This is a genomic window from Pseudarthrobacter sp. NPDC092202 (assembly GCF_044755505.1).
Taxonomy (GTDB): Bacteria; Actinomycetota; Actinomycetes; order Actinomycetales; family Micrococcaceae; genus Arthrobacter.
The window spans coordinates 376,973-403,128 of record NZ_JBIVRG010000001.1 but is presented as its reverse complement, the minus strand read 5'-3'; the positions used below and the strand labels follow the sequence as shown (position 1 = coordinate 403,128).

Here is a 26,156-nt window from a genome sequence, read left to right as displayed (position 1 = left end):
CGAAACGATCCTTGCCTATCTATTCTACGGCCCCTGCCCCAGGTTCCGTGAGGCGGGGCTCCTTCAGCCGCCGCCGGGGGCCCGGCGGGCGAGGGTTCCTGCGGTCTGGATGCTGGACTCATGCCCGGCCATTCCCGCCTGGCGGGCCCGTGCGTAGGCATCAGGCAGTGCGGCCAGGAGGGCGTCGACGTCGCCCTCCACGGAAGCATGGCCCAGGGTGAAGCGCTGCGCGCCGCGGGCCGTCTCCTCGTCCAGGCCCATGGCCAGCAGAACGTGCGAAGGCCTGGGCACACCCGCTGTGCAGGCCGAACCGGTGGACGACTCCACGCCGGCCAGGTCCAGGAGGAACAGCAGGGAATCGCCCTCGCACCCGGTGAAGGTGAAGTGCGCGTTGCCGGGGAGCCGGCCGTCCCCGGCAGGTCCGCGCAGGACTGCTTCCGGAATCCGTTCCAGGACACCGTCGATCAGCTTGTCGCGCAGGCCCGCGATGCGTTCGGACTCGGCGCCCAGGGTGGCTGCGGCCTTCTCCGCGGCAGCTGCGAAGGCTGCTATGGAGGCGGTGTCCAGGGTGCCCGAGCGGACGTCACGTTCCTGGCCTCCGCCGTGCTGGACAGGGGTCAGTTTCACTGAACGGCCCAGCAGGAGTGCGCCCACCCCCACCGGTCCGCCGATCTTGTGGCCGGAAATGGACATGGCGTCCAGGCCTGAGGCTTTGAAATCCACGGGGAGCGAGCCGAACGCCTGGACCGCGTCCGAGTGCACGGGGACGCCGGCGGCGTGCGCCAACTCCACGATCCTGGTGATGGGCTGGACAGTGCCTACCTCGTTGTTGGCCCACATGACAGTGACCAGGGCAATGGTGTCCGGCTCACGGGACAGTTCCCCTTCGAGGATAGCGAGGTCCACCACTCCGTAGCTGTCCACCGGCAGCCACACGACCTCCGCGCCTTCGTGCCGTTCCAGCCATTCCACGGTGTCCAGGACCGCGTGGTGTTCGACGGCGGAGCACAGGATGCGGCGCCGTGCGGGCATCCCTGCCACGCGGGACCAGTACAGCCCCTTTACGGCCAGGTTGTCCGACTCCGTGCCACCCGACGTGAAAATGACTTCCGACGGATGTGCCCCAGCGGCAGCAGCAACGGCCTCCCGGGCATCCTCCACGGCTCGGCGGGCCCGCCGGCCGGAACCGTGCAGCGATGACGGGTTGCCGGTGCGGGCCAGTTCTCGGGTCAGCGCGGCCAGCGCCTCAGGTGCAAGGGGGGTGGTTGCTGCATGATCGAGGTAAACGGGCACGCCACAATTCTACCGGCCCGCCTGCCGGGCTGATGCCGTCCGGCTGCTAGGCGGACGGCGGGATCAGCGGCAGGAAACGGGCGACGTCGGCCCTCGCAGCTGCGAGCGCGGCAGCGTCGGGGCACGAGAGGGAGATATAGACGGACGAACCGGCCGTAGCAAACAGCCGGGCCAGCACTGCAGTTGCCCTTCCTGCCGGCTGGGCTGCCTGCTCCAGGGCCAGGACCTCGACAGTCCTGCCGGGCCCTTCCGGGTCCCCGCCCCACCGCAGGGTCTCCGCCTTCAGGTAGCCGGGCAGGATGGACGGGTCCAGATACTCAAAAAGTGCAACGGTGGATTCCCTGTCGTCACCCCGGACCAGGGCGGCCTGGTTGGTGCGCACCTTGGCAGCCACGAGGCAACCGTCCCCCTTCACGTACCGGGCTTCGCCGCCCACGCTGCCGCCGGCGGCCTTCCATCCCGGCGCCTCCTTCAGCCCGTCCGCGATGCCTATGGGCTTGCCGGGAGCCAGGCTGCCGCCGGCGGTAAAGGGAAGATCCTGCGCGGCCACCGCAGCAGCGTCGTGGCCTGGGGTGATGGTGGGCGTGGCCAGCTCCGGCGTACTGGAGACGGGTTGCGGAGCCGCAGGGTCCGGCACGTCCACGCTGCAGCCGCCGGCCAGCACAGCTCCAAGGGCGGCTGCCAGCACCTGCACCACCCGCCGCCTGGCCCCGCCGGGCCATCGCGCCGTCGTCGGCATATCCATCCCCTCCCCACTACGTTGCGCCGCAGCCGGGACAGCCGCGCATGCACGAGTCTAGATGCACCTGCCCGGGGCACCGCACCAGGTCCGATTCCTTCAAGGGAACCTTGCGGGGCTGGAGCGTCGTTGTTCAAGACAGGCCGTTAAACTGTGCGGACCGGGCTACCTGCGAAGACTGGCCATACCAACAGAAGGATGAGGGCTTGACCGAGAGCAGCAGCTCCTATTACCAGGTGCTTCGCGTGGCGGTAACTGCCACGGAGAAGGAGATCAAGGTGGCCTACCGCAGGGCTGCAAGGACGGCGCATCCCGATCACGGCGGAGACGCCGCCGCGTTCCGGCAGGTGACCCGTGCCTACGAGACCCTCATCGACCCCACCCGCAGGAAAGCCTACGACCGCTCCTATGCGGCCGGTACGCTCCGCAACGAGGATGCGGACACGGAGGCGCATTTCGACGCGCCTCCGGCGGGCAGCCGCGCTTCAGCCACCGTGCACAGGCAGGGCAACGCCCGCAACACCGCGGGCGACCCGCCTGTGTACGTCCCGCCGTATGATGACTCCCCCGCCGGCGGGGTCCCGTTGGTTCCCCTGGCAGTCGCCCGCCAGCAGGTGCACGGCATGCCCCGCAAACGCGGTATTTTCGGGGCCGAGGCCCGTATCCAGCGGGAGATGCGCACCGTCCAGCTCCTGACCCGCCAGGTCCTGCCGGCCATCCCGGCCGCACGCCTGATCAACGGCCTCCAGTCCCCTGCCGACAACAGCCACATCGACCACGCAGTCCTGTCCGGGTACCGGCTCGCACTGATCGGCTCCATGCTGCTGCCCAAGGGCGCCTACGCCTGGGACGGGCGCACTTTGAACCATGGAGGCCGCGCCATCGCCCCGCCGCAGCTCACGCACGTTGTCCGGGCCATGCAGGACATCTTCCCGGAGCTGAACGTCACGGGCTGGACCGTTGTGCTCAACCCTGGCGGCAACCTCCACGAGCCCGTCATAGACAACCACCGCCGGTCAGCCGGCGCCCTCGAGGCCGTCCAGGTTGTCAACGCGGCGGGGATGGTGCGTGGGCTGAAAGAATTCCTTGCTGCCGGGCCCGCGCCCAATACCGTCAATGTTCCGGTGCTGGCCAGGCTGCTGCGCGGCATGCACTGACAACGGTGGCTAGGATGGAACGGTGTTCCGCATCCTTTTCCACGCCCCCGAAATCCCCGGCAATACCGGCAATGCCATCAGGCTCGCGGCCATCACGGGCGCCGAACTGCACCTCGTGGAACCGCTGGGGTTCGACTTCTCGGATGCGAAGCTCCGCCGTGCCGGGTTGGATTACCACGACCTCGCCGTCGTCACAGTGCACGCGGGCATCGAGGAGGCGTGGCAGCACCTGCAACCGGAACGGGTCTACGCCTTCACCTCCGATGGTGCCGCCAGCTATACCGACATCTCCTACCAGCCGGGCGACGTCCTCATGTTTGGCCGGGAGTCCGTGGGACTGCCGCCGGAGCTGAAGGCGGATCCGCATGTGACCGCCACGGTGCGGCTGCCCATGCTTCCGGCCCTGCGCTCCCTGAACCTTGCCAATGCCGCCTCCATCGCCGTCTACGAAGCCTGGCGCCAGCAGGGCTTCGCCGGAGCCAAAATCTGACACCGCACAAACCGCAACTTCTTTGCGCATCCGGCCCATCCATCCCGGCGGCTGCTCCGAATTACTCCCGACAACATTCCCAGGCGTTCGAGGAGCTGCAGGTGACATTGCTGGAGTCAAGATCCAGGACCTCACGCAGCAGCCACGGCGCTACTGCTGAGCATTCACGGCCGGGAGACTTATGCTTGGTAGTGATGGAAACCCCCAACGCGCCACATTCCGAGGCCCACGCCGCGGTGACAGACCCCCCGGCCGACCTCAGCCACCGGCTTTCAGTGCTGCTGGAAGGCATAGGCCGGGGTGACCAGGCGGCCTTCGCCGAGTTCTACCAGCTCACGTCCCGCCGTGTGTTTGGCATGGCCCGCAGGGTCCTGATCGACCCCGAGCTCAGCGAGGACACTACGCAGGAGGTCTTCCTCCAGGTGTGGCAGAACGCGTCCAAGTTCGATCCCAAGGCCGGGAGCCCGCTCTCCTGGCTGATGACTATTTCGCACCGCCGGGCCGTGGACAGGGTCCGGTCCTCGCAGTCCTCCACGGATCGCGAGGCCAAGTACGGCGCCAGCACCCAGGACATCGACCACGACTCCGTGGCGGACCAGGTGGGAAGCAGGCTGGAGGCCGAGGCCGTGGTGCGGTGTTTGGAGACACTGACCGAAACGCAGCAGGAGTCCGTGCGCCTGGCGTACTACGGCGGCCTCACCTACCGGGAAGTTGCCGAACGCCTGAACGCCGCAGTTCCCACCATAAAGTCCCGTATCCGCGATGGATTGATCCGACTGAAGACCTGTCTGGGGGTGAGTTAAGATGGCTGAAAGCAATAACGGCCGTTCCGGTTCGTTTGGAGACACCGTCGCCATGGACCTGGCTTCCGGACGGGCTGTGGACCTGGCCGAGCTCTATGCACTGGATGCGGTGACTGATGGGGAACGCCAGGCAATCGAACAGTACATGTCTGCCGCCCCGGCGGCGGAACGGACCGAATTCTTCGACCGGGTGCGCCAGGCGAGGGAAACCCTGGCAAGGACCTTCCGCGTCGAGGATCAGCCGCCGGCTGATCTTTTCGACCGTATCGTTGCCCAGCTGCCCGTCCAGGGCAGCCGGCTGGACGCCGGCACGCCGGCTCCTCCTGCCCCAGGACAAATTGCGGCAGGACAGTCCGCACCTGGGCAGGCGGCACCATGGCAAGCGCAGCCTGCCGGCGGAGACGAACTCGCCAAAGCACGGCAGCGCCGCGAGGAACGGCGCCGGCCTGGAGGCACGCGCCGTTGGCTCGCCGGCGTCGCGGCTGCCGCCGCCATAGCCCTGGGCGGTGTAGGCGTGGGTTCCTACTTGGCTGACCAGAATGACCCAATGAACCAGGTGGTGCGTGCCGGAGACCTGCGGGAAGCTTCGGTGGACGTGGCGGGCGGCGGTACCGCGACCCTCCTGATCTCTTCGTCGGAGGATGCCGCCGTCGTCAAAATGAACGGCGTTCCCGCACCGCCGGAGGGAAAGGTCTACCAGATGTGGCTGATCCCCAAGGACGGCTCAGCGCCGGTATCACAAGGCCTGATGGACGAGGAGGCACTGTCCAAGCCCGCAGTGGTGGAGGGGATTTCCTCAGCCGCAGCGCTCGGAATAACTGTGGAGCCGGCAGGCGGATCCCAGTCCCCCACCCTGCCCACGGTTGCCGCCGCCCCGCTGGGAGCCTGAGGCACCGGCAAGGACGCCAAAAGCGCCCCGTTCCATTCCGCCAAGGGAAGGAGCGGGGCGCTTTTTTGCCTGTACTTGTCAGAAGCCGGCGATGGTTCCGGGCCCGTTGACCGCCACCACGTGGAAGGCCTCCGCACTGCGCCCGTCCGGGAGTCCCGCACGGGCGGCGTTTACCCTCATGCCCTGCCGGACAGTCGCCTCCATGGCTTCAACGTCAGGGTGCTGGCTGACGTGGACATGGATCGCCCCGAGCTTGGACTCCACGTGGTCCGTGACATCCACAAAGTGGTTCTCCCGTTCCTCGGGTCCGGCGTATAGCCACAGCCACGGGAGCTTGTAGGCCTCCAGCCCGGCCTCTGCCAGTTCGGGGAAGGCGAAGGGGTTTTCCACGGCCGGGTACACGGCGCGGGTTACGGCCTCCCCCACAGCGAGGTGGTCCGGGTGGCTCTTCTGGATGCGCTTCCAGTTCCGTTCCGGGTGCATGGAAAGCACGACGTCGGGACGGATTTCCCGGATCAGCTTCACCACGCCCTTCATCACCTCGTGCGAGGGTTCAAGGAACCCGTCCCGCTGGTGAAGGTAGTGGATATCGGTAACCCCCACCAGCTCCGCGGCGCGGCGCTGCTCAGCGTCGCGGAGGGCGATGATGTCGGGCCGGTGCGCCGGGTCGAAGCCGCCGGCGTCGCCGTCGGTCATGATGCAGTAGCTGACCTGGACGCCGGCGGCCGTCCAGGCAGCGATGGTGCCGACAGCACCGAAATCGATGTCATCCGGGTGCGCCGCAAAACAGAGCACCCGCCCAACCCGGTGTACGTCCGGGTTGAACGGGCTCTGTGCCTGCTGGGGAAAGGCAGTCAAAGAGTCAGCCTTTTCGCTTCTTGATCTCGGCGGTGGCCTGCGGGAGGACGTCGAAGAGGTCGCCCACGATGCCGAAGTCCGCGATCTCGAACACCGGAGATTCGGCATCCTTGTTCACGGCCACGATGACCTTTGCCGTCTGCATGCCGGCCTTCTGCTGGATAGCTCCGGAAATGCCCGCCGAAATGTAAAGCTGCGGGGACACGGTCTTGCCGGTCTGCCCCACCTGCGCGTCGTGGCTGATCCAGCCGGCGTCGGTGGCTGCACGGGAGGCGCCTACTGCTGCTCCGAGGGCATCGGCCAGTTCTTCCACCGGCCCGAAGTCGCCGTCCAGGCCGCGTCCGCCGGCTACGACGATGCGGGCATCGGTGAGGTCAGGACGGCCGCTGGCAACCTTCTGCTCCCGGGCCGTGATCCGGGCCGCGGCGTTGACGGCGGGCACCTCGACCGTGACGGTCTCCAGCGCAGCCGGGGCCGCAGCGGGTTCGGGGACCACATTGTTCGCCTTGACGGTCAGCACGCTGACTGCCGTGCCGGCCTTGCAGGCGGTGTTGTAGGAACCGGCGAGGACTGACTTGTGCGCGGTGCCGTCCGCGTCCACGGCGACCACGTCGCTGATGACTCCTGCGCTGAGGCGGATCCCCGCCCGGGCCGCGATCTCCTTGCCTTCCGGAGAGTTGTCCAGCAGGACTATTGAGGCGCCGGCCTGTTCAGCGGCAGCCGCCACGTAGGCCGCCTTGGGTGCCACCAGGAAATCATCAAGGTCCTCGGCAGAGGGAAGCAGCACGGTGCTGGCGCCGTACTCCGCGAAGCTGGCGGCGACGTCATCGTGCAGCTTTCCGTTGAGGGCAACCGCGGTTTCCCCAAGCGACCGTCCCAGGGTGAGCAGCTCAAGGCTGCTCTTCTTGAGCGACGTGCCGGGGTTGTCAATGAATACAAGTACTTTTGCCATGTCTGTGGTCCCTCTTAGAGCAGCTTCTGGGCGGCCAGGAAGTCAACGAGCTTGATGCCGGCATCGCCTTCGTCGGTGATGATGGTGCCGGCGGTCCGGGGCGGACGCTCCTCGGCGCTGAGCACGCTGGTCCAGGAACCTGTGTGTCCAACCTGCGCCGGGTCCACCCCGATGTCGGCCAGGGAGAGGGTGGTGATGCTCTTGCGCTTGGCAGCGATAATCCCCTTGAAGTTGGGGTAGCGCGGCTCGTTGATCTGGTCTGTCACCGAAACGAGAGCGGGGAGGGGGGCTTCGACTGTCTCGGAGGACGTGTCGGCGTCGCGGCGTGCGGTGAGGCGGCCGCCGTCGACCTCAAGCGAGGACGCGAAGGTGACCTGCGGCAGTCCCAGGCGCTCCGCGAGCTGCGCGGGAACCAGCGAGGTCTCCCCGTCGGTTGAAGCCATGCCGGTGAGGACCAGGTCCACGGGCGCGTCAGCGCCCAGGTGCCGGATGGCCGCAGCCAGCGCCAGCGACGTAGCCGCGGCGTCCGAACCTGCAAGGGCATCGTCGGTGAGGTGCACGCCTTCGGTTGCACCAATCTGCAGTGCCTTCTTGATGGCATTCACTGCACCCGAGGGGCCCATGCTCAGCGCGATGACCTGGTTTCCTGCCTTGGCTCCGCCGCGGGCTTCGGCCAGCTGTAGCGCTGCCTCAAGGGCGTATTCGTCAAGCTCGGACAGGATGCTCTCGTCGCGGTCAGTCGTGTGGCCCTCACCGGTGAGGTGGCGGTCAAACTGGGCGTCCGGTACATGCTTGACCAGGACGATGATCTTCAATGTATCTTCCACTGTGTTTACAGCAGCCTTCCATGCTTGTGGACAGCCAGCCGGGTGAGGTCATGGCCGCGGAATGCCCCGGCATGCGGGTAGCTCCTAGCTAACCATATAGGCGCACTCCAGCGCCCTCTTCCGTTAACGCCTGTGTCAGCGCTCCCCGGCTGCCATTCAGGGCGGATACATAACGACGGCGGCGCCCACCACATGGGGGCACCGCCGCCTGTCCTTGCCTGTTGACTTGCCGGCCCCGTGCTAGCTGGCTGCGGCGCCCAGGGTTACATCGAACGTCTGTTCCTTGCCGTTCCGAAGGACGGTGATCTCGACGCTGGACCCCGCGGGCTGTTCCCGCACTGCAGCGGTCAGCTGTTCCGGTTCGCCAATGGCGAGATCATTGAATTTGGTGATCACGTCGCCCACCTTGATCCCTGCCTTGCCGGCTGCGGAATCGGGCTCCACCGTGGCAACGTCCGCGCCGACCGAGAACCCCGAAGCGGCACTGGAGGCAGTTTTCTTCTTCACGCTGACACCCAGCTGGCCGTGCGAGGCCTTGCCGGTGTCAATGATTTCCTGCGCCACCCGCTTGGCATGGTTGATGGGGATGCTGAAGCCGACGCCAATGTTTCCGCTGGTTGAGGATGCGCTGGATCCCGCGGATGCGATGGCCACGTTGACGCCAATAACCTCGCCGCTGCTGTTAACCAGGGCACCACCGGAATTCCCCGGGTTGATGGCGGCGTCAGTCTGGATGACGTTGATGGAGATCTCGCCCTGGTCCGCCGTCTGCTGGCTCTGGCCCCCACCCGGAGGCGCGAACTGGAATCCGCCTTCGTCGTCACCCTCGGCGTTGTCCCCCTCTTCCGGGGCGGCCGCGGAGGCGACACTGATGGTCCTGTTCAGCGTCGAAACGATGCCATCAGTCACCGTGCCGGTGAGGCCCAGCGGCGAGCCAATGGCGATGGCGGTGTCCCCCACATTGAGCTTTCCGGAGTCCCCCAGGGTGGCGGGGGTGAGGCCGGAGGCGTTGTCCACCTTGATCACTGCGAGATCAGACAACGGGTCCGTGCCAACGAGTTTGGCGGCGAGGACCTTGCCGTCACTGGTCCGGACTTCAAGGGCAGCGTCGGCCGTCTGGCCGTCCAGGGTGACAACATGGGTGTTGGTGAGCACATGGCCCTGGTCGTCCAGGATGATCCCGGAGCCCGTTCCTCCGGCGCCGCCGCTTGCAGCACTGATGGTCACCACGCTGGGCGACGCCTTCAGGGCAGCTGCCGTAATGGCGTTGACATTGTCCTTGTTGTTGACGATGACTGTGCCGGGCTGGCTGTTGCTGCTCACGGCAGCACCGGAACCGGCGTTGCCGGACAGTTCCGCGGAACCAACAGTGGCCACTCCCCCTCCCACCAGCCCGGCCGCCAGGATGCTGGCTACGAGGGTGCCCACGCCGAACGTCGCTTTCCGCCGCGGGGCATCTTTGGGATTGGGGGCGAAAGAGTTGCCGCTGTGGGCGCTGCTGGCGCCGAGGGTGGTTGCGCCATGGTCCTGGCCCGCGTACTGGCTTTCCCGGCGGTTCTGGCTGGCGTAGCCGTAACCGGGGTGGGGCGCCTGGTACTGGCCGGGCGCCTGCTGCGCCGTGGGGTCCTGCCCAGCACTGTGCTGGCCGCCGTGGAAGGGCTGCCGCTGCGGGTAGACGGGACGCTGGGTTCCGGGGAGTTCCTCGGTGGGGTTGCCGCCCTGCTGTTCAAGCCGCTCAGTGGGGTACTGGCGGGAGCCAGACTCGTTCACGCCGGGATCACGTGCAAGCTGCTCTCCGGCAGCCGGCTCCTGCGTCTGTTCGGCGTGCTGCCCCCAGGGATCCTGCCCGTCTTGGCCGCTGTTCCGCGGGGCCGGACCCGGTGTCTGGTTCTCAGTCATGGGACTTCCTTTCATCCTCGTCTGCATTAACTATGGACTCCCTGGCTGGAACAAGCTCGGATGTTTGCTGAGAGCTTCCTGAAGGGCCGTTCCGCTCCGGACTAACGGCGGTTGGCGTTTCGCTGCTGGCATATTCCGGCCGATGGACTGGCTGTGGGGTGCACCATAGAATCAAGATGAATTGCCACAGCGACCTGCGGCTTCACACCAAGCGTGGGGGCGCTGCTGGATTCTGAGACGACTGATTCGTCCCGAATCGGTGTCAGGCGTGCTGAAGGGTTGCACATGCGGTCAAAGTTCAAACGTATATTCGCCGTGATCGGCCTTACCGCCTTCCTGGGGTTGCCCGCCGGCGCGGCCTGGGCCGAGCCGCCGGTCACCCTGGACCCTGTGACGAAAATTGTCGATAAGGCGGGAGTACTGGGCGGCGACAAGGCAGAAGTCGAAGCCGCCATCAAGAAGCTCGGCACTGATCACGCAATGACATTGCACGTGGTCTACGTCAAAACCTTCACCGATCCTGATGCTCCTGCTGAATGGGCTGCTGAAGTGGCAACCAATGCCAAGTTGGGTCAGAACGCCTTGGTCCTCGCTGTTGCGACTGAATCCCGCAAATATCAGCTCAGCAAGCCGAGCAACAGCAAGATAACCGACGCCCAACGCGACAAGATCCTTTCCAGCGCCGTAGATCCACAACTGCGGGCCGGTGACTACGCCCAGGCTGCCGTAGATGCCGCAGCAGCAATCGGTGATGCTGCCGGCGGCGGCAGCGGCAATGTCCCCGGCGACGGTTCCGGGGCCGCAGTTCTTGTGGGGGCGGGTGTTGTGGCTGCCGGTGGTGCCGGCGCGTACCTCTACTTCCGCAACAAGCGCAAGAAGGCAGCCGGGCAGGCAGCCAACGCCAGCTATGGCCCGCAGGGCGCTGAGCTCGATCCGCTGGCGTCGCTGAGCATCGAGGAACTCCGCCGCAAGGGCGGCTCCCTGCTGATTGAGGCGGACGATGCCATCAAGTCCAGCGAGCAGGAACTCATGTTCGCCCAGGCTCAGTACGGTGATTCCGCCGTCGGCAATTTCACCAAAGCGCTGAACGAAGCCAAGGCCCACCTGAGCGAATCCTTCAAGCTGCAGCAGCAGCTGGACGACCACATCCCGGACACCGAAGAGCAGCAGCGGACGTGGCTCGGCGAGATCATCCGCCGGTCCGAAGCCGCGCTGGCGTCCCTCCAGGAGCAAAAGGCGGACTTCGATTCCCTGCGTGAACTTGAGAAGAACGCACCGCAGGCGCTTGCGGCTGTCAACGCCGGTGCGCGCGAAGCTGACTCGAAGATCTCCAGCGCGGAAGAGTCCCTCACCTCACTCCGTTCGAAGTATTCGGAAAGCGCCCTGACCCAGGTTTCCGACAACATCCTGCAGGCCAAGGAACGCCTGGCATTCGTGCAGAACGCCACCGCCACCGCCCAGCAGAAGCTGGCTGAGGGCGAAGGCAGCCTGGCCGCTGTAGCAGTCCGCGCAGCCGAAGAGAGCCTGCACCAGACCAACGTCCTCCTGGATGCCATCGCCAAGGTTTCCTCCAACCTGGATGAAGCCCGGAGCACCCTCGAAAGTGCAGTGGTGGACACCTCCCAGGACCTCGCGCAGGCGCGGGCCATGATCCAGTCGGGCGCCCACCCCGAACTGGCTGGACCGGTAGCCGGAGTTGAAAACGCCCTCGCTCAGGTCAAGGCAGAAATCCAGGGCGGCAAGATCGACCCCATTGCCACCCTTCAGCGCGTTGAGACTGCCCACCAGTCGCTGGACCAGGCCCTCAGTGGCATCAGGGATCAGCAGGAACAATCCCGCCGGGCACAGGCTTCGCTCCAGCAAACCATCATGTCTGCCCAGGCCCAGATCAGCGCGACGTCGGACTACATCACTGCCCGCCGTGGCGGTGTGGGCACAGAGGCACGTACGCGGCTGGCCGAGTCGCAGCGGAACCTTGACTATGCCCTCTCCATTGCACGCACCGACCCGGTGACGGCCTTGACGTACGCCCAGCAGGCGCACGCCCTGGCCGCCCAGGCAGCCCAGCTGGCGCAGGCGGATGTTGACCACTTTGGCGGCTACGCCAACCAGGGCTACGGCCGCGGCGGGATGTTTGGGGGCGGAGGTGGCGGAGGTCTGGGCGGTGCAATCCTCGGCGGCATCCTCATCAACTCGATCCTCAACGGAGGCGGCGGGGCAGGCTGGGGCGGCGGCCACAGCGACGGCGGCGGCTGGGGCGGAGGTGACTTCGGCGGCGGCGACATGGGTGGCTGGGGCGGAGACTCCGGCGGCGGCGGGGATTTCTAGACCACGGCCAAGTACAAGGCCACACAGGCTGGCGCCCCGCGCAAGCCACAACATAACTGTTCACTGATTTCAGTGGTCACCACAGAGCAGGACGAAAGGTAGCAACATGGTTAAGCAGTCCATCTTTGGCCGTATCGCGCAGCTGGCTAAGGCAAACATCAACACTTTGCTGGACAACGCTGAGGATCCCCAGAAGATGCTGGACCAGATGGTCCGGGACTACACAAACAACATCGCTGAGGCCGAGTCCGCCGTGGCACAGACCATCGGCAACCTGCGGATGCTTGAGGACGACTACCGCGAGGACGTCAAGAACGCACAGGACTGGGGCAACAAAGCCCTCGCGGCCTCACGGAAGGCGGACGAATACCGCGCCAGCGGCGACACGGTTGATGCCGAGAAGTTCGACAACCTTGCCAAGGTGGCCCTCCAGCGCCAGATGTCCGCCGAAAACGAAGCCAAGGGAGCAGAACCCAGCATTGCCTCCCAGCGCGAAGTGGTGGACAAGCTCAAGTCCGGCCTGGACCAAATGAAGGGCAAGCTCAACGAGCTGACCAGCAAACGGAATGAACTCGTGGCCCGGTCGAAGACCGCTGCCGCCCAGTCCCAGGTTCACGACGCCATCAAGAGCATCGATTTCATGGATCCCACCAGCGAAGTGGGCCGCTTCGAGGAAAAGATCCGCCGCGAGGAGGCCAAGGTCCGTGGCCAGCAGGAACTCGCCGCCTCGAGCCTGGACGCGCAGTTCAACCAGCTTGAGGACCTTGGTGAGCAGGTTGAAATCGAAGCGCGCCTGGCGGCCCTGAAGTCCGGCAACTCCTCAAAGCCGGCCATCGGTGCCTCCGGTTCGGCAGCAACAGCCTCAACGATGGACGAAGCAGACTTCGACAAACTCTGACCAGGGGCGGGACATACCACCTGCCAGCGAAGCAACGAGTGGGGCCGGGGCCATCGATGGCCCCGGCCCTGCCTGTCCCTGCCAGTGTGTAGCGTGGTTGCATGGCTTCTTCCACTGAGACTTCCATCGTCTGGCTCCGCGACGACCTTCGGCTTGATGACAACCCGGCTCTTTCCGAAGCTGCCGCGCTGGGCCTGCCCCTGACGGTCGTCTACATCCTCGACGAGGAGTCCGATGGTGTCCGGCCGCTGGGAGGAGCCACGAAGTGGTGGCTGCACCATTCCCTCGCTTCACTCGCGTGTGCCCTGGAAGCCAAAGGCTCCAGCCTGCTCCTCCGCCGCGGGCCGGCCGCGGAGGCTATCAGGGAACTCGCCGCGGAAACCAACGCCCGCCATCTGTTCTGGAACCGCCGCTACGGCCAGCCTGAGCGCACCGTGGACGCTGCTGTGAAGGCGTGGGCCACTAAGAACGGTTTACAGGCCTTGAGCTACCAGGCGAACCTCCTGTTTGAGCCATGGACGGTCCAGACAGGCGCCGGAGGGCCTTACAAGGTGTTCACGCCGTTTTGGCGGGCTTGCCTCGCCAGCGCTGATATCCGAGACCCGCTCCAGGTTCCGGGAGCGCTGCCGGCGCCTCCGGAGCGAACCGGGACTGCACAGGCGGACGACACACTTGATGGCTGGGGCCTCCTGCCCTCCGCCCCCGATTGGAGCGGCGGACTCGCCGCCGTCTGGGAACCCGGTGAGGACGGCGCAAGGCACCGGCTCGAGGATTTCCTGGACGGGCCGGCGGAGGAGTACGGGACAGGCCGTAATATCCCTGGCGTGGAAGGTACCAGTCGGCTTTCACCCCATCTGCGGTTCGGCGAAGTCAGTCCTTTCCGCGTGTGGCGGCAGATCCGCCGCCGCTATCCGCACAAAGTACCTGCCGACGTCGGCATCTTCCGCTCGGAGCTTGGCTGGCGGGAATTCTGCTGGCATCTTCTGTACACCAACCCGGACCTTGCCACCCGCAACTACCGGCCTGACTTTGACCGGTTCGAGTGGGAGAAGCCCGGCAAGGATGAGCTGGACGCCTGGCAACAGGGCCGGACCGGGTATCCGTTCGTCGATGCAGGCATGCGCCAGCTGTGGCAGACCGGCTGGATGCATAACCGGGTGAGGATGGCCGCGGCGTCTTTCCTGGTCAAGAACCTCCTGACGGACTGGCGCGTCGGGGAAGCCTGGTTCTGGGACACCCTGGTGGACGCGGACGCGGCCAGCAATCCTGCCAACTGGCAGTGGGTTGCCGGCTCAGGAGCAGACGCCTCACCGTACTACCGGATCTTCAACCCCGTCACGCAGAGCAAGAAATTCGACGCCGCGGGCAACTACCTGCGCCGCTTCATACCTGAGCTGGCGGACCTTGACGGTAAAGCCATCCACGAGCCCTGGAAGGCGGGCGTTGAACTGGACGGGTATCCGGGGCCCCTGGTGGACCTGCCCGAGTCCAGGGAACGGGCACTCGAGGCCTACCAGAAGCTCAGGGACAGCTGACCCGTCCCGGCGGCAGGCGGCCGGGACCCGTCAGCGGCTGACTTTGCCCATCAGGGAGGCGATGGGCCGGAGGAACAAGGGGCGTGCCAGGAACCAGGCGGCCACCATCACCACAACCGAGGCGAGGAAAACCCAGAAGCCGAACCAGCCGTCGTCGTCCCGCACGGCGTACATGTGGTTGAGGTTGCGCAGGGCTCCCGTAGCCAGCACCAGGAAGACGTGCACGGCAATGAAGGCAACGAAGTAGATCATCACCGGGAAGTGGACGGCGCGCGCCCATTCGATGGGGAAGGCCTTGTTCAGGCCCGCAGCCTTCTTGGGCCACGCACCGGACATGCGCAGGCCCGTGACAAACGCCAGCGGAGCGGCAATGAAGACAGTAACGAAGTAGGAGAGCAACTGCAGGGCGTTGTAGTTGACCCAGCCGTTCTCGGTGGGCCAGTCCAGGGAGGCGTACTGCAGGGCTGCGGACAGTGCATTGGGAATGACGTCCCAGCTGGTGGGAACAATCCGCATCCACTGGCCGGTGGCGAAAAGCAGGACCGCGAAGACCAGGCCGTTCAGGATCCACAGGACGTCCAGCGTCAGGTGGAACCACAGCTCCAGGCTGATTTTGGTTGGCGGGTTCTTCGTCTTGATCATGCCCTTGTTGTTCCGGGTCCAGTGTCCGCTGGGGCGGGTGGTGGTCCGCACCTGCCACCCCGTGCGAATGATCAGCAGCAGGAAGAACGCGTTCAGGAAGTGCTGCCAGGCGAGCCAGGCAGGAAAGCCCACCGGAGCGTTGTCCGGGAGCTCTGAGTGTCCCGGGTAGTCCGCCACGAACGAAGCCACGGCAGGCAGCCCCATGAGCCACTTGGCAACCAGCACCACCAGGACCAGCCCTCCGAGGACGGCAGGCACCGCCCAGTAGAGTCGCGACCGCTTACCCGCCGCGGCACGGGGCTTCTTCGTGGGTGTGGACATCGAACAACATTCCTCTCGAGAATGACTGGCCAAGTGCTCACGGCGTGTGAGGCTCTGCGAAAGAGAATACTAGGAACTGCACGTATCCACGGAAAAAAGAAGACCCCGTCCGGCTGGTAGGCCGGTCGGGGTCTTCACATAGTTGCGGGGACAGGATTTGAACCTGTGACCTCTGGGTTATGAGCCCAGCGAGCTACCGAACTGCTCCACCCCGCGTCGCTGAAACAACACTACCCTAGTTTTCCGGCTTCGTTTTCCACTCCGGGATTTACATACCTTTTGTCTATCAACCGGGAGAGGGCGCGGGGCTTAAACGAAAAGATCCGGACACTGTCTCCAGTGTCCGGATCTTTTCTTCAGTTGCGGGGACAGGATTTGAACCTGTGACCTCTGGGTTATGAGCCCAGCGAGCTACCGAACTGCTCCACCCCGCGTCGCAAGAACTACTTTACCGGTAGGTGAACACCTGGCCAAATTGGGGCAGCGTGATCTCCGTCTCGCCCACGGGAACGGCACCTGCCCCGAAGGAGCAGGTGCCGTTAGCCGACGTCGTAATCAGCTGGTGGCTGAGGGTGACGGGCTCGCTTCAGGTGCACCGGTGGCTGCCGGCGCGGGGGTGGCCTCGGGTGCGGCAACCGGGATCTTGGCTTCCGCAGCCACGGCCTTTTGGAGGGCAGCCGCGATCTTCCTCTGCGCCTCGCCATAAGCTGCGAAGTCCCCCGAGGCAAGAGCCGACTGGCCCTCCTGGATCGCCGCATTCGCTTCATCCAGCGCGGCCTTCAGCTCTGCCTTGGCGTCCGCACCTGCAGGTGTTCCCGGCGCAGCCGGATCTGCAGGAGTCTGGCCGTTGTTGTCGGAATCACCGGCGGCAGCTCCGGAGTCCCCGCCGAAGAGCTGCTTCAGTGCCTCATCGAGGGTGGGAGCGAAGCCCACCTTGTCGCCGAAGGCCACAAGGACACGCTGCAGGGTGGGGTAGGACGTCTCGCCGGTGGACTTGAGGTACACGGGCTGGACGTACAGGATGCCACCGCCCACCGGAAGCGTCAGCAGGTTGCCGTTGAGCACTTCGGAGGCACCCTGGCGCAGCAGGTTAAGGGCCTGGGACACCGTGGGATCGGAGTTGAACTTGTTTTGCGCCTGGCCGGGGCCGGGCACCTGGATCTCCGGCGGGATCTGGAGCAACCGCAACTTGCCGTAGCTCTCCGCCTTCACACCCGCCTCGTTCCCGGCATCCGAGTCAGCGGCCAGGAAGCCATAGAGCACGTTGCGTGCGTTTCCGTTGACAATCTGTGGAATGAACGACGACGTCAGCTGGAAGGCGGGCTTGTCCTGGTCCGGCATCTGCAGTGACATGTAGAACGGTGGCTGCTTCACACCGCTGTTGGAATCAACGGTGGGATCAGCCGGCACGCTCCAGACATCCTTCGTCTGGTAGAACGTGGACGGATCGGTCACGTGGTACTCCCCCAGGAGCTGGCGCTGGACCTTGAAAAGGTCCTCCGGGTACCGGACGTGGCTCATGACATCCCCGGACATTTCCGAGAACGGCTTGAGCGATGAGGGGAACACCTTCTGCCAGGACTTCAGGAGGGGGTCCTGGTCGTCCCAGGCGTACAGGGTGACCGAACCGTCGTAAGCATCAACGGTGGCTTTCACGGAGTTCCGGATGTAGTTGACAGTGCTGTTGGGCAAGGCAACTGCGCGGCCGGACGTGGTCTGGGTGTCAGCCGTCGCGTCGGAGAGCCGCTCCTGCTGGGAGTACGGGTAGTACTGGCTGGTGGTGTAACCGTCCACGATCCACTTGACGCGCCCGTCCACCACAGCCGGATAGGCGTTGCCATCCACCGTCAGGTACGGGGCAACTTTTTCCACGCGTTCACGGGGATTGCGGTCGTAGAGGATCTGGGATTCCGGGTTGACGCCGTCCGAAAGCAGCAGGTCCGAGGACTGGAATTTGATGGAGTACAGCACGCGGTTGAAGAACGTTCCCACGTTGGGCCCGCCGTTGCCTTCAAAGGTGTACTGGTTGTCCCCCTCACCTTCCCGGCCCGAAGGCCTGTCCTGCTCGCGGGCAGGGGCGCCGTCCGGGGCCCCAACAATCGAGTAGTCCGGCGAGGATTCACCGAAGTAGATCCGGGGCTCGTAGGTCGAATCGTCACCCAAGACACCTGTCGACGGGATACCCGACTGCAGGAATTCAGGCTTTCCGTCCACCGTGAACTTGTTGCCCTTGGCGGCCACGACGCCGTAGCCGTGGGTGTACACCACGTGCTGGTTGAGCCAGCCCTGCTGGTTGGTTGCCACGTTTGCCGGGTTGAGTTCGCGGACAGCAATGACAGTGTCCTGGATCTTCCCGTCAACCTCGTACCGGTCCACGTTGAGGGCTTCCGGGAACTGGTAGTACGGGCGGTACTGTTCCAGCTGCGAGAACGCATCCGAGATCAGGTTCGGGTCCAGCAAGCGGATGTTCGCCGTGGTCTGGGCATCCGGGGCAAGGGCCCCTGTGCTGGCTGTGTTGGTGGCGTCATAACGTTCCACCTGGATCTTGTCCAGGCCGTAGGCCGCCCGTGTGTTGTCGATATTGCGCTGGATGTATTCCTTCTCCAGCGTCTCCTCGGAAGGACGCACCTGGAACTGCTGGATCACCCAGGGGTAGACGCCGCCGGCCAGGATCGACGTGATGACCAGCATCGCGGTACCGATGACGGGCAGCCGCCATTTGCCGATGATGGCGGCGACCACGAACAGGATGGCTACGAGTACCGCCGCCACGGCAAGGATGGCCTTCGTGGGGATGACGGCGTTGACATCCGTGTAGAGGGCACCCGCCCAGCGGCCGCTGTTGCTCTGGACAGCGGTGAAGCGGTCCAGCCAGAAGTTGATGCCAAGGAGCACCAGGAAGGAAGCGCCGGCGACGGCGATATGGATCTGCGCAGCCCGGCTGGTGAAGACACCGCGTTCCATCAGGCGGATGCTGCCGTAGAGGTAGTGCGTCAGGATGCCCGCGATCCCGGCAATTACCACAACACTGATCAGGAATCCGGTCACGAAGCCGAGGAACGGGAGGGTCATCAGGTAGAAACTGATGTCCATGTCGAATTCCGGATCGTTTGCGCCGAAGGGCTCCTGGTTGAAGAACAGGAGGACTTTCTGCCACTGGCTGGCGGCGGCGCTGCCGGCGAAGAGCCCAAAGAGGACGGGAAGGCCGATCATCACCACGCGGCGGACGGGTTCCAGCTGCGCCTGGTACCGGTTCAGGTTGTCCCTGATTTCCGAGTCGGGGGCGTACACCGGCCGGGCGTTATACGCGATGCGGATGGCAAAGAACACCGCCAGGAACATGATGGCGAACCCGGCGGCAAAAATTCCGATCCGGACCAGGTTCTCGGTGATGAACACCTCGATAAAGCCCAACTGCCGGTACCAGAGGACGTCGGTCCAGACGTTGGCAAAGAAGATGAAGCCCACTACCACCAGGGCAACAACGATCAAAGTGGGCGTCAACGCCCCGCGTCGTGAAGGGGGCCTGCCTGTGGACATGGTGCTGGCGGGACGGGACAAACTGGGTACCTCATAGCTGGTCGTCAGATAAATCAGAGCGTGCGTGCGGGCGACGTCCGGCACCGGTCAAACGGCCGGTTTCGTCCGTCATAATTGCCACGAGTGGCGGTAAAACTAAGTTCCTGTCGAGTCTAGTTGCGCCCAGTCTAGTTGCCGGGGCACGCCGGGAGGCCGGACGTGTCCTGACCGTTACCCGCACGTTCGACTGCGTCGCGTGCCTCCGCCAGGGTCTCCACCCGGACCACCTGCAGGCCATCGGGGATGCGACCTGCAACCTCCGGGCAATTTGCGGCGGGTGCAAGGAACAGCGTCGCTCCCCCGGCCCGCGCCCCCTGGAGTTTCTGTTCGATGCCGCCGATGGGTCCCACCAGGCCGTCCGGGGAGATGGTGCCGGTGCCCGCAATGTGCTTGCCGCCGGTCAGATCCCCTGGCGTGACGGTGTCGATGATGCCAAGGGAAAACATCAGCCCTGCGCTGGGGCCGCCGACTTTCTCGAGCGAGATCTCGACATCGAACGGGAAGGTGAAGAGGTACTTGAGCATCACTCCGAGGATGAAGCGGCCCTCGCCGTTGTCCTTGGGGGTGATGGTTTCCGTGACCGGCTGCCCGTCACGCTCCACCACCACGGAAACCGGCGCGCCGTTTCCCGCAGCCAACTCCTCCTGGACGACCGCCAGTGCGGTGATGTCCCTGCCGTTAATGGTTTTCAGGATGTCGCCGGGCTCGATCTTTCCGGCCGAAGCGGAATTCTCGGAGAGGTCGGCTGCCTGAAGCTGCTGCCCAAAGGGAATATCAAGCTCCGTCAGGGCAGAGGCGACGGCGTTCTCCTGCGAAGTGGTCATGGCCACGGAACTCTGTTCCTCGGCCTCTTCCTTGGTGGTTCCCGTGGGATAGAGCAGTTCCACTGGATGGACCGCCTTGGAAGGATCGATCCACGCCGAGAACGCATCAAGGATGCTGACTGGCCCGTTTGGTCCGCCGTCCACATAGACCGTGGTCAGGTCAAGGTTTCCCTTGGCCGGGTACGTTTCGCGGCCGCTGATGCTGATGACCGGGCTCCCCTGGCTTTCACCCAGGGTGTTGTACGTCGGTCCGGGCGACTCCACGACGTACGGCACGGGAAGGGTGCCCACGGCGATTCCCAGGCCCAGCGCCGACATTCCCGCGAGGAGCATCGCCGACACTTTCCTGTCCCGGGGTGCGCGTTCCGCAGCAGGCGCTCCGTCCGCCGTGCCGTCGTCGGCCTTTTCTTCATGGCCAGGTGTGCGGGGCAGGGGCGTTTCGCCTGTTTCCGCCGGCAGGTTGCGGGTGAAAAGCTCAGGAGCGTGGTCCTCTGAGGGGTGGCCGCCGCGGGTTGTAGTCACCCAACCAAGACTACGCGGTGCCGGTGTATGCCAGCTCTTTGCCTAGAGCGAACGGCAACGCAGTCCGGCAGACAGCCGACCATGGCCGGGGTACCGTGAAGGTTGACAGCCACACCGACGATCGGCGGGATCATGACCTCCAATCCACTCAATCCGTCCAACGGCGACGACACCCCCAAGGATCCGTTGACCGAGATGCTGCAGAACCTGATGGGCGGCAAGGGGATGGAGAATTTCGACCCCGCCGAGCTGGCCAAGGCTGCAGGGCTTCCGAACGACCCCAACCTGCTGGCCCAGATGTTCTCCCAGGTGCAGGCAATGATGAGCGCCCCGTCCGAGGGCCCCGTCAACTGGCAGCTTGCCCATGACAACGCCCGCCGCGTAGCCGCGAGCGGAAGCGACCCGTCGGTAACGTCCCAGCAGTCGCGCGAGGTTGACGAGGCACTGCGCCTGGCGGAACTGTGGCTGGACCCCGTCACGGATCTTCCCGCCACCGGCCTGATCGGCCGGGCCTGGTCCCGGGCGGAATGGGTTGAGGCGACGCTGGGCACCTGGAAACGGCTCACCGAGCCGGTGGCCAACAGCATCGCCAATGCCCTGTCCTCCGCCATGACGGAGCAGATGCCCGAGGAAATGAAGTTCATGATGGGCGGGGCGTCCTCGATGCTCCAGAACATGGGCGGCGCGATCTTTGGCATGCAGCTGGGTCAGGCGATCGGTGCCCTGTCCGCTGATGTGGTCAGTTCCACCGATATCGGCGTCCCCCTCGCGGACCTTGAGATGGCGCTGCTGCCGTCCAACGTCGCGGCGTTCGGGGAGGGCCTGTCCCTGCCCGAGAATGACATCCGGCTTTTCCTTGCCGTGCGGGAAGCAGCCCACGCCCGGCTGTTTGTCCAGGTCCCCTGGCTCCGCGGGCACCTGCTGGGTGCAATTGAGGCGTACGCCCGCGGCATCCACATCGACACCTCACGCATTGAGGAGCTCGCCCGGGACCTTGACCCCAGCAACCCGGAAGGCATCCAGGAAGCCCTGTCGCAAGGGGTCTTTATGCCGCAGCGGACGCCTGCCCAGGAACAGGCCCTGGAGAAGCTCGAGACCGCCCTGGCCCTGGTGGAGGGCTGGGTGGACGAACTCACCGCGGCGGCCACCGAAAAGGTTCTGCCGTCTGCGGGCGCGCTGCGCGAGACCGTGCGGCGGCGCCGTGCAACCGGCGGCCCGGCGGAGCACGCTTTCGCTTCCCTGGTCGGCCTGGAGCTGCGGCCCCGCAGGCTGCGGGATGCTGCCACGTTGTGGGCCACCCTCAAGGAAGAGCGCGGCATCGAGGGCCGGGACGCCATCTGGCACCACCCGGACCTGTTGCCCACCGCCGAGGACCTGGACGATCCCAAGGGTTTCAGCGGCCGCCGCAAGCTGGCTGAGGCCAGCGACAGCGAAGTGGACGACGCCCTGCAGAAGCTCCTCAGTGGCGGCTTCGACTCCGCACCTGAGCCGGAAGAAGGCACTGGCGACGGCGGACGGGACGGCGCTGCCGGGCAGGACAACGCAGCCGGTCAGGACAACGCAGCCGGTCGGGACAATGCTGTGAAGGACGACGACGGACGTCCGGACGAAGGCAAGGACGACAAGGGCGGCCAGGAGGGCCAGGAGGGCCAGCCGAAAGGTTAGGACGCCGCCCGGCGCTGGCTGTTTGCGGGATGCAGTCAGTCGGCGTCGGGATCGGCCAGGCCGCGTCCGGTGGCGAAGGAGACACCCTCAAGGAACGCCTTGGCCCGCTGCGTCTCTGGATAGGCTTCAAGCAGCTTCCAGAAGGCCGAGTTGTGGGAGGCCACCAGCAGGTGGGCCAACTCATGGAGCAGGACGTAGTCGATCACCCACTGGGGCATGGGGCGCAGCTTGTCCGAAAGCCTGATGGTTCCCTCTGCCGGGGTGGCAGAGCCCCATCGCGAGTTCTGATTGCTGACCCAGCGCACCGACGTCGGCACGGCACGTCCTCCCAGGTATTTGGCGGACAGTTGGGCCGCGTGTTCGGCGAGGGCAGCGTCCGTGGCCGGTCGCCTCCTGCCCGCTGCTGCCCGCCGCTCCCCTTGGCGCTGCAGTTTGGCCACCATCTTGTGCACCCACTCAGCCTCCTGGGCAGCAGTGAACCGGGCGGGTATCGCGACCACCGCGGTCCCGTTCTCCCAAAAAGCGGCTACGGTGCGGGTGCGCCGTGACGAACGCCGTACCACTACAGGCGCACCGTCTTCCGTGGTTATCGAAGAAGCAGCCGCCACCGTATGCCTCGCGGAGTGGCCGGCCATTACAGAGACGTGCTTTCCGTCAAGACACGCAGGACGTCTTCCCCATACCGTTCCAGCTTTGAAGGGCCTACACCTGCCAGCCGGGCGAGCTCTTCGAGCGAAGCGGGCCGGGCTTCGGCAATGGCCGTCAGGGTTGCGTCGGTAAACACCACGAATGCGGGCACCTCCGCGGAGAGGGCAACTTCCCGGCGCCAGTTCCGGAGGGCGTCGAAGGTCTGCTCCTCGTAGCCCGGCGGGCAGGAGTTGCACCGGCCCACTTTGCGTTCCGCCCCTGTGCCGAGCATGCTTCCGCAGACCCTGCACATGGCGGGAGCCGCGGCTTTCCTGCGGGTCACCGTCACCTTCCCCCGGGTGCTTGAACTGGCCACGGAGTCCGGACGCAGCCCGTCGAGGAACCGTGAGGGTTTGCGGTTGGCGCGGCCTCCCGGGGTCCGGGCGGTGGACCATGACAGCGAAAGGTGTTCACGGGCACGGGTGATTCCCACGTACAGGAGCCGGCGTTCCTCGTCCACCGATTCCGGTGAGTCAGCAAAGGAGATGGGCATCAGGCCCTCACTGAGGCCAACCAGGAACACGGCATCCCATTCCAGGCCCTTGGCGGCGTGGAGCGAGGCAAGGGTCACCCCCTGGACGGTGGGGGCGTGCTGGGCCAGGGAACGTTCCTGGAGTTCGTTGACGAAGTCGGCCAGGCTAAACTGTGGGCCGCGTACCTGAACCAGTTCGTCGGCGAGGGCAACCAGCGCGGCAAGGGACTCCCAGCGCTCCCGGAGGGCGCCGCCGCTGTGCGGGGCCGAATCCGTGTAGCCGAGCGAGGAGACGATGTCCCGGACCAGCTGCCCGAGCGGTTGCGGGGAGTCCGTTTCCGCCACAGCCCGGGTTGCTGCGCGCAGTTGCAGGATGGCGTCGCGCACCTCTTTGCGGGCGAAGAACCGCTCACCGCCGCGCAACTGGTACCCGATGCCGGCGGCGGCCAGGGCCTGCTCGTATGCCTCGGACTGGCCGTTGGTGCGGAACAGGACAGCCACCTCGCTGGCGGGCGTGCCGGCGTCGAGCAGTGCCTTGATCTTCTGGGCAACAGTGGCGGCCTCGGCCTCGTCATCCGCGCACTCGGTAAACTGTGGTGCCGGTCCCGCCGGCCGCTGGGCCACGAGCTGAAGGGGCGCCGCCCAGGCGGCGTCGGCCACGGGACCCCTGCTGCGCCTGCCTGCCAGAAGGTCGTTCGCGAGCTTCACCACCTGCGGCGTGGAGCGGTAGTCACGGATGAGCTTGACCACGTTGGCCTGCGGATACCGTGCCTTGAACTCCAGCAGGTGTTTGGGGGACGCCCCCGTGAACGAATAGATGGTCTGGCTGGCATCGCCGACCACGCAGAGCTCGTCGCGGCCGCCCAGCCACAGTTCGAGGAGACGCTGCTGCAGAGGGGAAACGTCCTGGTACTCGTCCACCACGAAGTGGCGGTACTGCTCGCGGACAGTGGCAGCGACTTTCTCGTCCTCCTGGAGAATTCCCACCGTGATCAGCAGGACGTCCTCGAAGTCAATAACGTTGCGGTCCGTCTTCACGTCCTCGTAGGACTGGAAGACCCTTGCCACGGCGGTGAGGTCGAAGCCGCCCGGGGCACCCCGGTCCTGCGCGTTCTCCAGATAGTTCGCCGGCGTCAGCATGGACACTTTGGCCCACTCGATTTCCGAGGCGAGGTCGCGGATGGATGCCCTGTCGGTGCTGAGCCGTAGCCGCCGTGCGGCCTCCGCCAGCATCTGGGCCTTGTGGTCCAGGAGGTTGGGCAGGGTCCCGCCGACAGCCTGCGGCCAGAAGAACTGAAGCTGGCGCAGCGCCGCGGCGTGGAACGTTCGCGCCTGGACGTTGCCTGCTCCAAGGTCACGCAGCCGGCTCCGCATTTCCGCAGCAGCGCGGGCCGTAAAAGTCACGGCCAGCAGCCGCTGCGGCGAGTAGACCCCGGAGTGGACGCCGTAGGCGATGCGGTGGGTGATGGCACGGGTCTTGCCCGTTCCTGCCCCGGCCAGGACGCACAGCGGGCCGTTCAGGGTGCTGGCCACCTCCCGCTGCTCCGCGTCCAGGCCTCCCAGGATGCGGTCCTCAAGCGATGCTGCCCCGTCAAAATCTTCTGTAGTCACTTCTGCTGCTCTTTGTCTCGACTACCGCGTGCTGGAGTCTGGTGGATTCGTAGTAGGTCAGTCCCCCGGCCGGTCCTGGATGCGTCCGCCATACCAGTGCTCTATGAGCGAGCGGGCAATGGAAAGCCGGCTCGAAATGGTGATATCACCGGCGAGCACAGCCTCCTGGAGTTCTTCGCGGCTGAACCAGCGCGCCCTGGTGACCTCAACGCCGTCGGGCCTTGCCTCGGTGTCTTCAGTGATGGCGGTAAATCCAAGCATAAGGGAGGCGGGGAACGGCCACGACTGCGATCCGAGGTACTGGCAGGCAGTCACCTTGACTCCCACCTCCTCAAAAATCTCGCGGACTACTGCCTGTTCAAGGGACTCCCCGGGCTCCACGAAGCCAGCCAGTGTGGAATAGTTCCGGGCGTCCTGCGGACCGCCGCCGCCCAGCAGCAGCCGGCCGTCAGGGCCCACCACAGTGACAATGATGGCCGGGTCAGTCCGCGGGTAGTGTTCCGAGGAGTCCGCGGGGCACCGGCGCACCCAACCGCCTGCCTCCACGTTTGTGGAGGTCCCGCAGCGCGGGCAGTGCGTGTGCCCGGCGTGCCAGTTGGTGATGGCGCTGGCTTCAACGAAAAGGGCGGTGTGCGTTGCGCTCAGGCCGCCAGCAACCTCACGAAAGCCGGCCCAGCGGGCATCGGAAGGGATGCCCGCGGTGCCCGGAGTTACTTGCTCCGGCAGGACATACAGCAGGAGGCCGGTTCCAGCCGGCAGATCCGAATCCGGAAGCGCGGAACCCAGGTAGATGACGAGTTCGGGCGACGACCCGGCTGCAGTGAGGTCCTGGAGCAGCGGCTGCGCGGGAGCCAGGCACAGGCGATCGTCCTGAACGAGGCCCTGCCGCCCCGACAGGACAACTGCAAGCGTTTCGGGACTGGCCAATTGGTCATCCACGATTCCGGGGGCCGTCCGGACAACCGACCCGCGGTCCACCAGCGCCGGCCTGACAGGGAGCAGTGTGTCCATGAGGTGGTTCGCAGGCAGCGTTGCAGGCTGCCCCTGGTAGACCGGTGTAACAGACTCCGCGTGGCTCATACGTCAACCGTACTGACTGGGGCTGACAATTGACATTTGTAGCCTGGCCACGCGGCAGCACCCCCCCTGATTTTCAGGTATCTCA

General features: G+C 65.5%; 20 protein-coding genes and 2 tRNA genes. 8 read left to right on the top strand and 14 right to left on the bottom strand.

Translation table 11 applies throughout. From position 1 onward, the window contains the following. Nucleotides 1–63: 63 nt before the first annotated feature. Both ACIQF4_RS01945 and ACIQF4_RS01940 read right to left on the bottom strand, forming a co-directional pair. Nucleotides 64–1,293, bottom strand: coding sequence for a cysteine desulfurase family protein (locus ACIQF4_RS01945; protein ID WP_400514057.1), 1,230 nt, complete (start codon nucleotides 1,291–1,293; stop codon nucleotides 64–66). Nucleotides 1,294–1,339: 46 nt separating this feature from the next. After that, nucleotides 1,340–2,038: a hypothetical protein gene (locus tag ACIQF4_RS01940; protein ID WP_400514056.1), complete on the bottom strand. Its 699-nt coding sequence runs from the start codon at nucleotides 2,036–2,038 to the stop codon at nucleotides 1,340–1,342. 200 nt (nucleotides 2,039–2,238) lie between these two features. On the opposite strand from ACIQF4_RS01940, the gene ACIQF4_RS01935 reads away from it, so the two are divergent. From ACIQF4_RS01935 to ACIQF4_RS01920, 4 genes are all read left to right on the top strand, one after another. Then, nucleotides 2,239–3,189: a J domain-containing protein gene (locus ACIQF4_RS01935; RefSeq protein WP_400514054.1), complete on the top strand. Its 951-nt coding sequence runs from the start codon at nucleotides 2,239–2,241 to the stop codon at nucleotides 3,187–3,189. Nucleotides 3,190–3,211: 22 nt separating this feature from the next. Beyond that, nucleotides 3,212–3,679: a tRNA (cytidine(34)-2'-O)-methyltransferase gene (locus ACIQF4_RS01930; protein ID WP_231457869.1), complete on the top strand. Its 468-nt coding sequence runs from the start codon at nucleotides 3,212–3,214 to the stop codon at nucleotides 3,677–3,679. Between the two features lie 194 nt (nucleotides 3,680–3,873). Next, on the top strand, nucleotides 3,874–4,482 hold the full coding sequence (locus ACIQF4_RS01925; RefSeq protein WP_400514053.1) for a sigma-70 family RNA polymerase sigma factor: 609 nt from the start codon (nucleotides 3,874–3,876) through the stop codon (nucleotides 4,480–4,482). Nucleotide 4,483: 1 nt separating this feature from the next. Next, complete coding sequence (locus tag ACIQF4_RS01920; RefSeq protein WP_400514052.1) at nucleotides 4,484–5,371, top strand: anti-sigma factor domain-containing protein; 888 nt, start codon at nucleotides 4,484–4,486, stop codon at nucleotides 5,369–5,371. Between the two features lie 78 nt (nucleotides 5,372–5,449). Here the strand turns inward: ACIQF4_RS01920 and ACIQF4_RS01915 are convergent, their stop codons facing one another. The 4 genes from ACIQF4_RS01915 to ACIQF4_RS01900 form a co-directional block, all read right to left on the bottom strand. Continuing rightward, on the bottom strand, nucleotides 5,450–6,229 hold the full coding sequence (locus tag ACIQF4_RS01915; protein WP_400514050.1) for a PIG-L deacetylase family protein: 780 nt from the start codon (nucleotides 6,227–6,229) through the stop codon (nucleotides 5,450–5,452). 4 nt (nucleotides 6,230–6,233) lie between these two features. After that, nucleotides 6,234–7,181, bottom strand: coding sequence for an electron transfer flavoprotein subunit alpha/FixB family protein (locus tag ACIQF4_RS01910; protein WP_400514048.1), 948 nt, complete (start codon nucleotides 7,179–7,181; stop codon nucleotides 6,234–6,236). A 14-nt stretch (nucleotides 7,182–7,195) separates the two neighbouring features. Further along, nucleotides 7,196–7,996, bottom strand: coding sequence for an electron transfer flavoprotein subunit beta/FixA family protein (locus tag ACIQF4_RS01905; RefSeq protein ID WP_350002132.1), 801 nt, complete (start codon nucleotides 7,994–7,996; stop codon nucleotides 7,196–7,198). A 252-nt stretch (nucleotides 7,997–8,248) separates the two neighbouring features. After that, a complete protein-coding gene (locus ACIQF4_RS01900; protein ID WP_350001817.1) occupies nucleotides 8,249–9,907 on the bottom strand; it encodes a trypsin-like peptidase domain-containing protein in 1,659 nt (552 codons plus the stop codon). Between the two features lie 285 nt (nucleotides 9,908–10,192). Between ACIQF4_RS01900 and ACIQF4_RS01895 the strand changes: the two genes are divergently transcribed. From ACIQF4_RS01895 to ACIQF4_RS01885, 3 genes are all read left to right on the top strand, one after another. Next, nucleotides 10,193–12,235: a TPM domain-containing protein gene (locus tag ACIQF4_RS01895; RefSeq protein ID WP_400514046.1), complete on the top strand. Its 2,043-nt coding sequence runs from the start codon at nucleotides 10,193–10,195 to the stop codon at nucleotides 12,233–12,235. 106 nt (nucleotides 12,236–12,341) lie between these two features. Continuing rightward, entirely contained in the window at nucleotides 12,342–13,133 is a 792-nt protein-coding gene (locus tag ACIQF4_RS01890) for a PspA/IM30 family protein (RefSeq protein ID WP_400514045.1), read from the top strand. Nucleotides 13,134–13,234: 101 nt separating this feature from the next. Beyond that, complete coding sequence (locus ACIQF4_RS01885; RefSeq protein ID WP_400514043.1) at nucleotides 13,235–14,668, top strand: cryptochrome/photolyase family protein; 1,434 nt, start codon at nucleotides 13,235–13,237, stop codon at nucleotides 14,666–14,668. Between the two features lie 30 nt (nucleotides 14,669–14,698). Here ACIQF4_RS01885 and ACIQF4_RS01880 read toward each other — a convergent pair whose 3' ends face one another. The 5 genes from ACIQF4_RS01880 to ACIQF4_RS01860 all read right to left on the bottom strand — a co-directional run bounded on the left by ACIQF4_RS01880 (nucleotide 14,699) and on the right by ACIQF4_RS01860 (nucleotide 20,367). Then, nucleotides 14,699–15,631 carry a cytochrome b/b6 domain-containing protein gene (locus ACIQF4_RS01880; RefSeq protein ID WP_400514041.1) on the bottom strand — a complete coding sequence of 311 codons (933 nt, stop codon included), beginning with the start codon at nucleotides 15,629–15,631 and terminating at the stop codon, nucleotides 14,699–14,701. A 142-nt stretch (nucleotides 15,632–15,773) separates the two neighbouring features. Then, a tRNA-Met gene (locus ACIQF4_RS01875) sits at nucleotides 15,774–15,847 on the bottom strand. Between the two features lie 144 nt (nucleotides 15,848–15,991). Then, nucleotides 15,992–16,065, bottom strand: a tRNA-Met gene (locus ACIQF4_RS01870). Nucleotides 16,066–16,186: 121 nt separating this feature from the next. Then, entirely contained in the window at nucleotides 16,187–19,171 is a 2,985-nt protein-coding gene (locus ACIQF4_RS01865) for a UPF0182 family protein (RefSeq protein WP_400514354.1), read from the bottom strand. A 167-nt stretch (nucleotides 19,172–19,338) separates the two neighbouring features. Further along, nucleotides 19,339–20,367 (bottom strand): PDZ domain-containing protein, encoded by a 1,029-nt coding sequence (locus tag ACIQF4_RS01860; RefSeq protein ID WP_400514353.1) that lies wholly within the window; start codon nucleotides 20,365–20,367, stop codon nucleotides 19,339–19,341. Nucleotides 20,368–20,688: 321 nt separating this feature from the next. On the opposite strand from ACIQF4_RS01860, the gene ACIQF4_RS01855 reads away from it, so the two are divergent. Then, complete coding sequence (locus tag ACIQF4_RS01855) at nucleotides 20,689–22,221, top strand: zinc-dependent metalloprotease (protein ID WP_400514039.1); 1,533 nt, start codon at nucleotides 20,689–20,691, stop codon at nucleotides 22,219–22,221. A 35-nt stretch (nucleotides 22,222–22,256) separates the two neighbouring features. On the opposite strand, the gene ACIQF4_RS01850 is transcribed toward ACIQF4_RS01855, so the two are convergent. From ACIQF4_RS01850 to nudC, 3 genes are read right to left on the bottom strand one after another with little or no spacing between them, the layout of a single operon-like run. Continuing rightward, on the bottom strand, nucleotides 22,257–22,856 hold the full coding sequence (locus ACIQF4_RS01850) for a M48 family metallopeptidase (RefSeq protein WP_350001825.1): 600 nt from the start codon (nucleotides 22,854–22,856) through the stop codon (nucleotides 22,257–22,259). Beyond that, nucleotides 22,856–24,991 carry an ATP-dependent DNA helicase UvrD2 gene (locus tag ACIQF4_RS01845; protein WP_400514037.1) on the bottom strand — a complete coding sequence of 712 codons (2,136 nt, stop codon included), beginning with the start codon at nucleotides 24,989–24,991 and terminating at the stop codon, nucleotides 22,856–22,858. Before ACIQF4_RS01845 ends, ACIQF4_RS01850 begins: the two co-directional genes overlap by 1 nt. A 57-nt stretch (nucleotides 24,992–25,048) precedes the next feature. Further along, nucleotides 25,049–26,071, bottom strand: a complete 1,023-nt coding sequence (nudC, locus tag ACIQF4_RS01840) for an NAD(+) diphosphatase (protein WP_350001830.1) — start codon at nucleotides 26,069–26,071, stop codon at nucleotides 25,049–25,051. Nucleotides 26,072–26,156 lie beyond the last annotated feature (85 nt).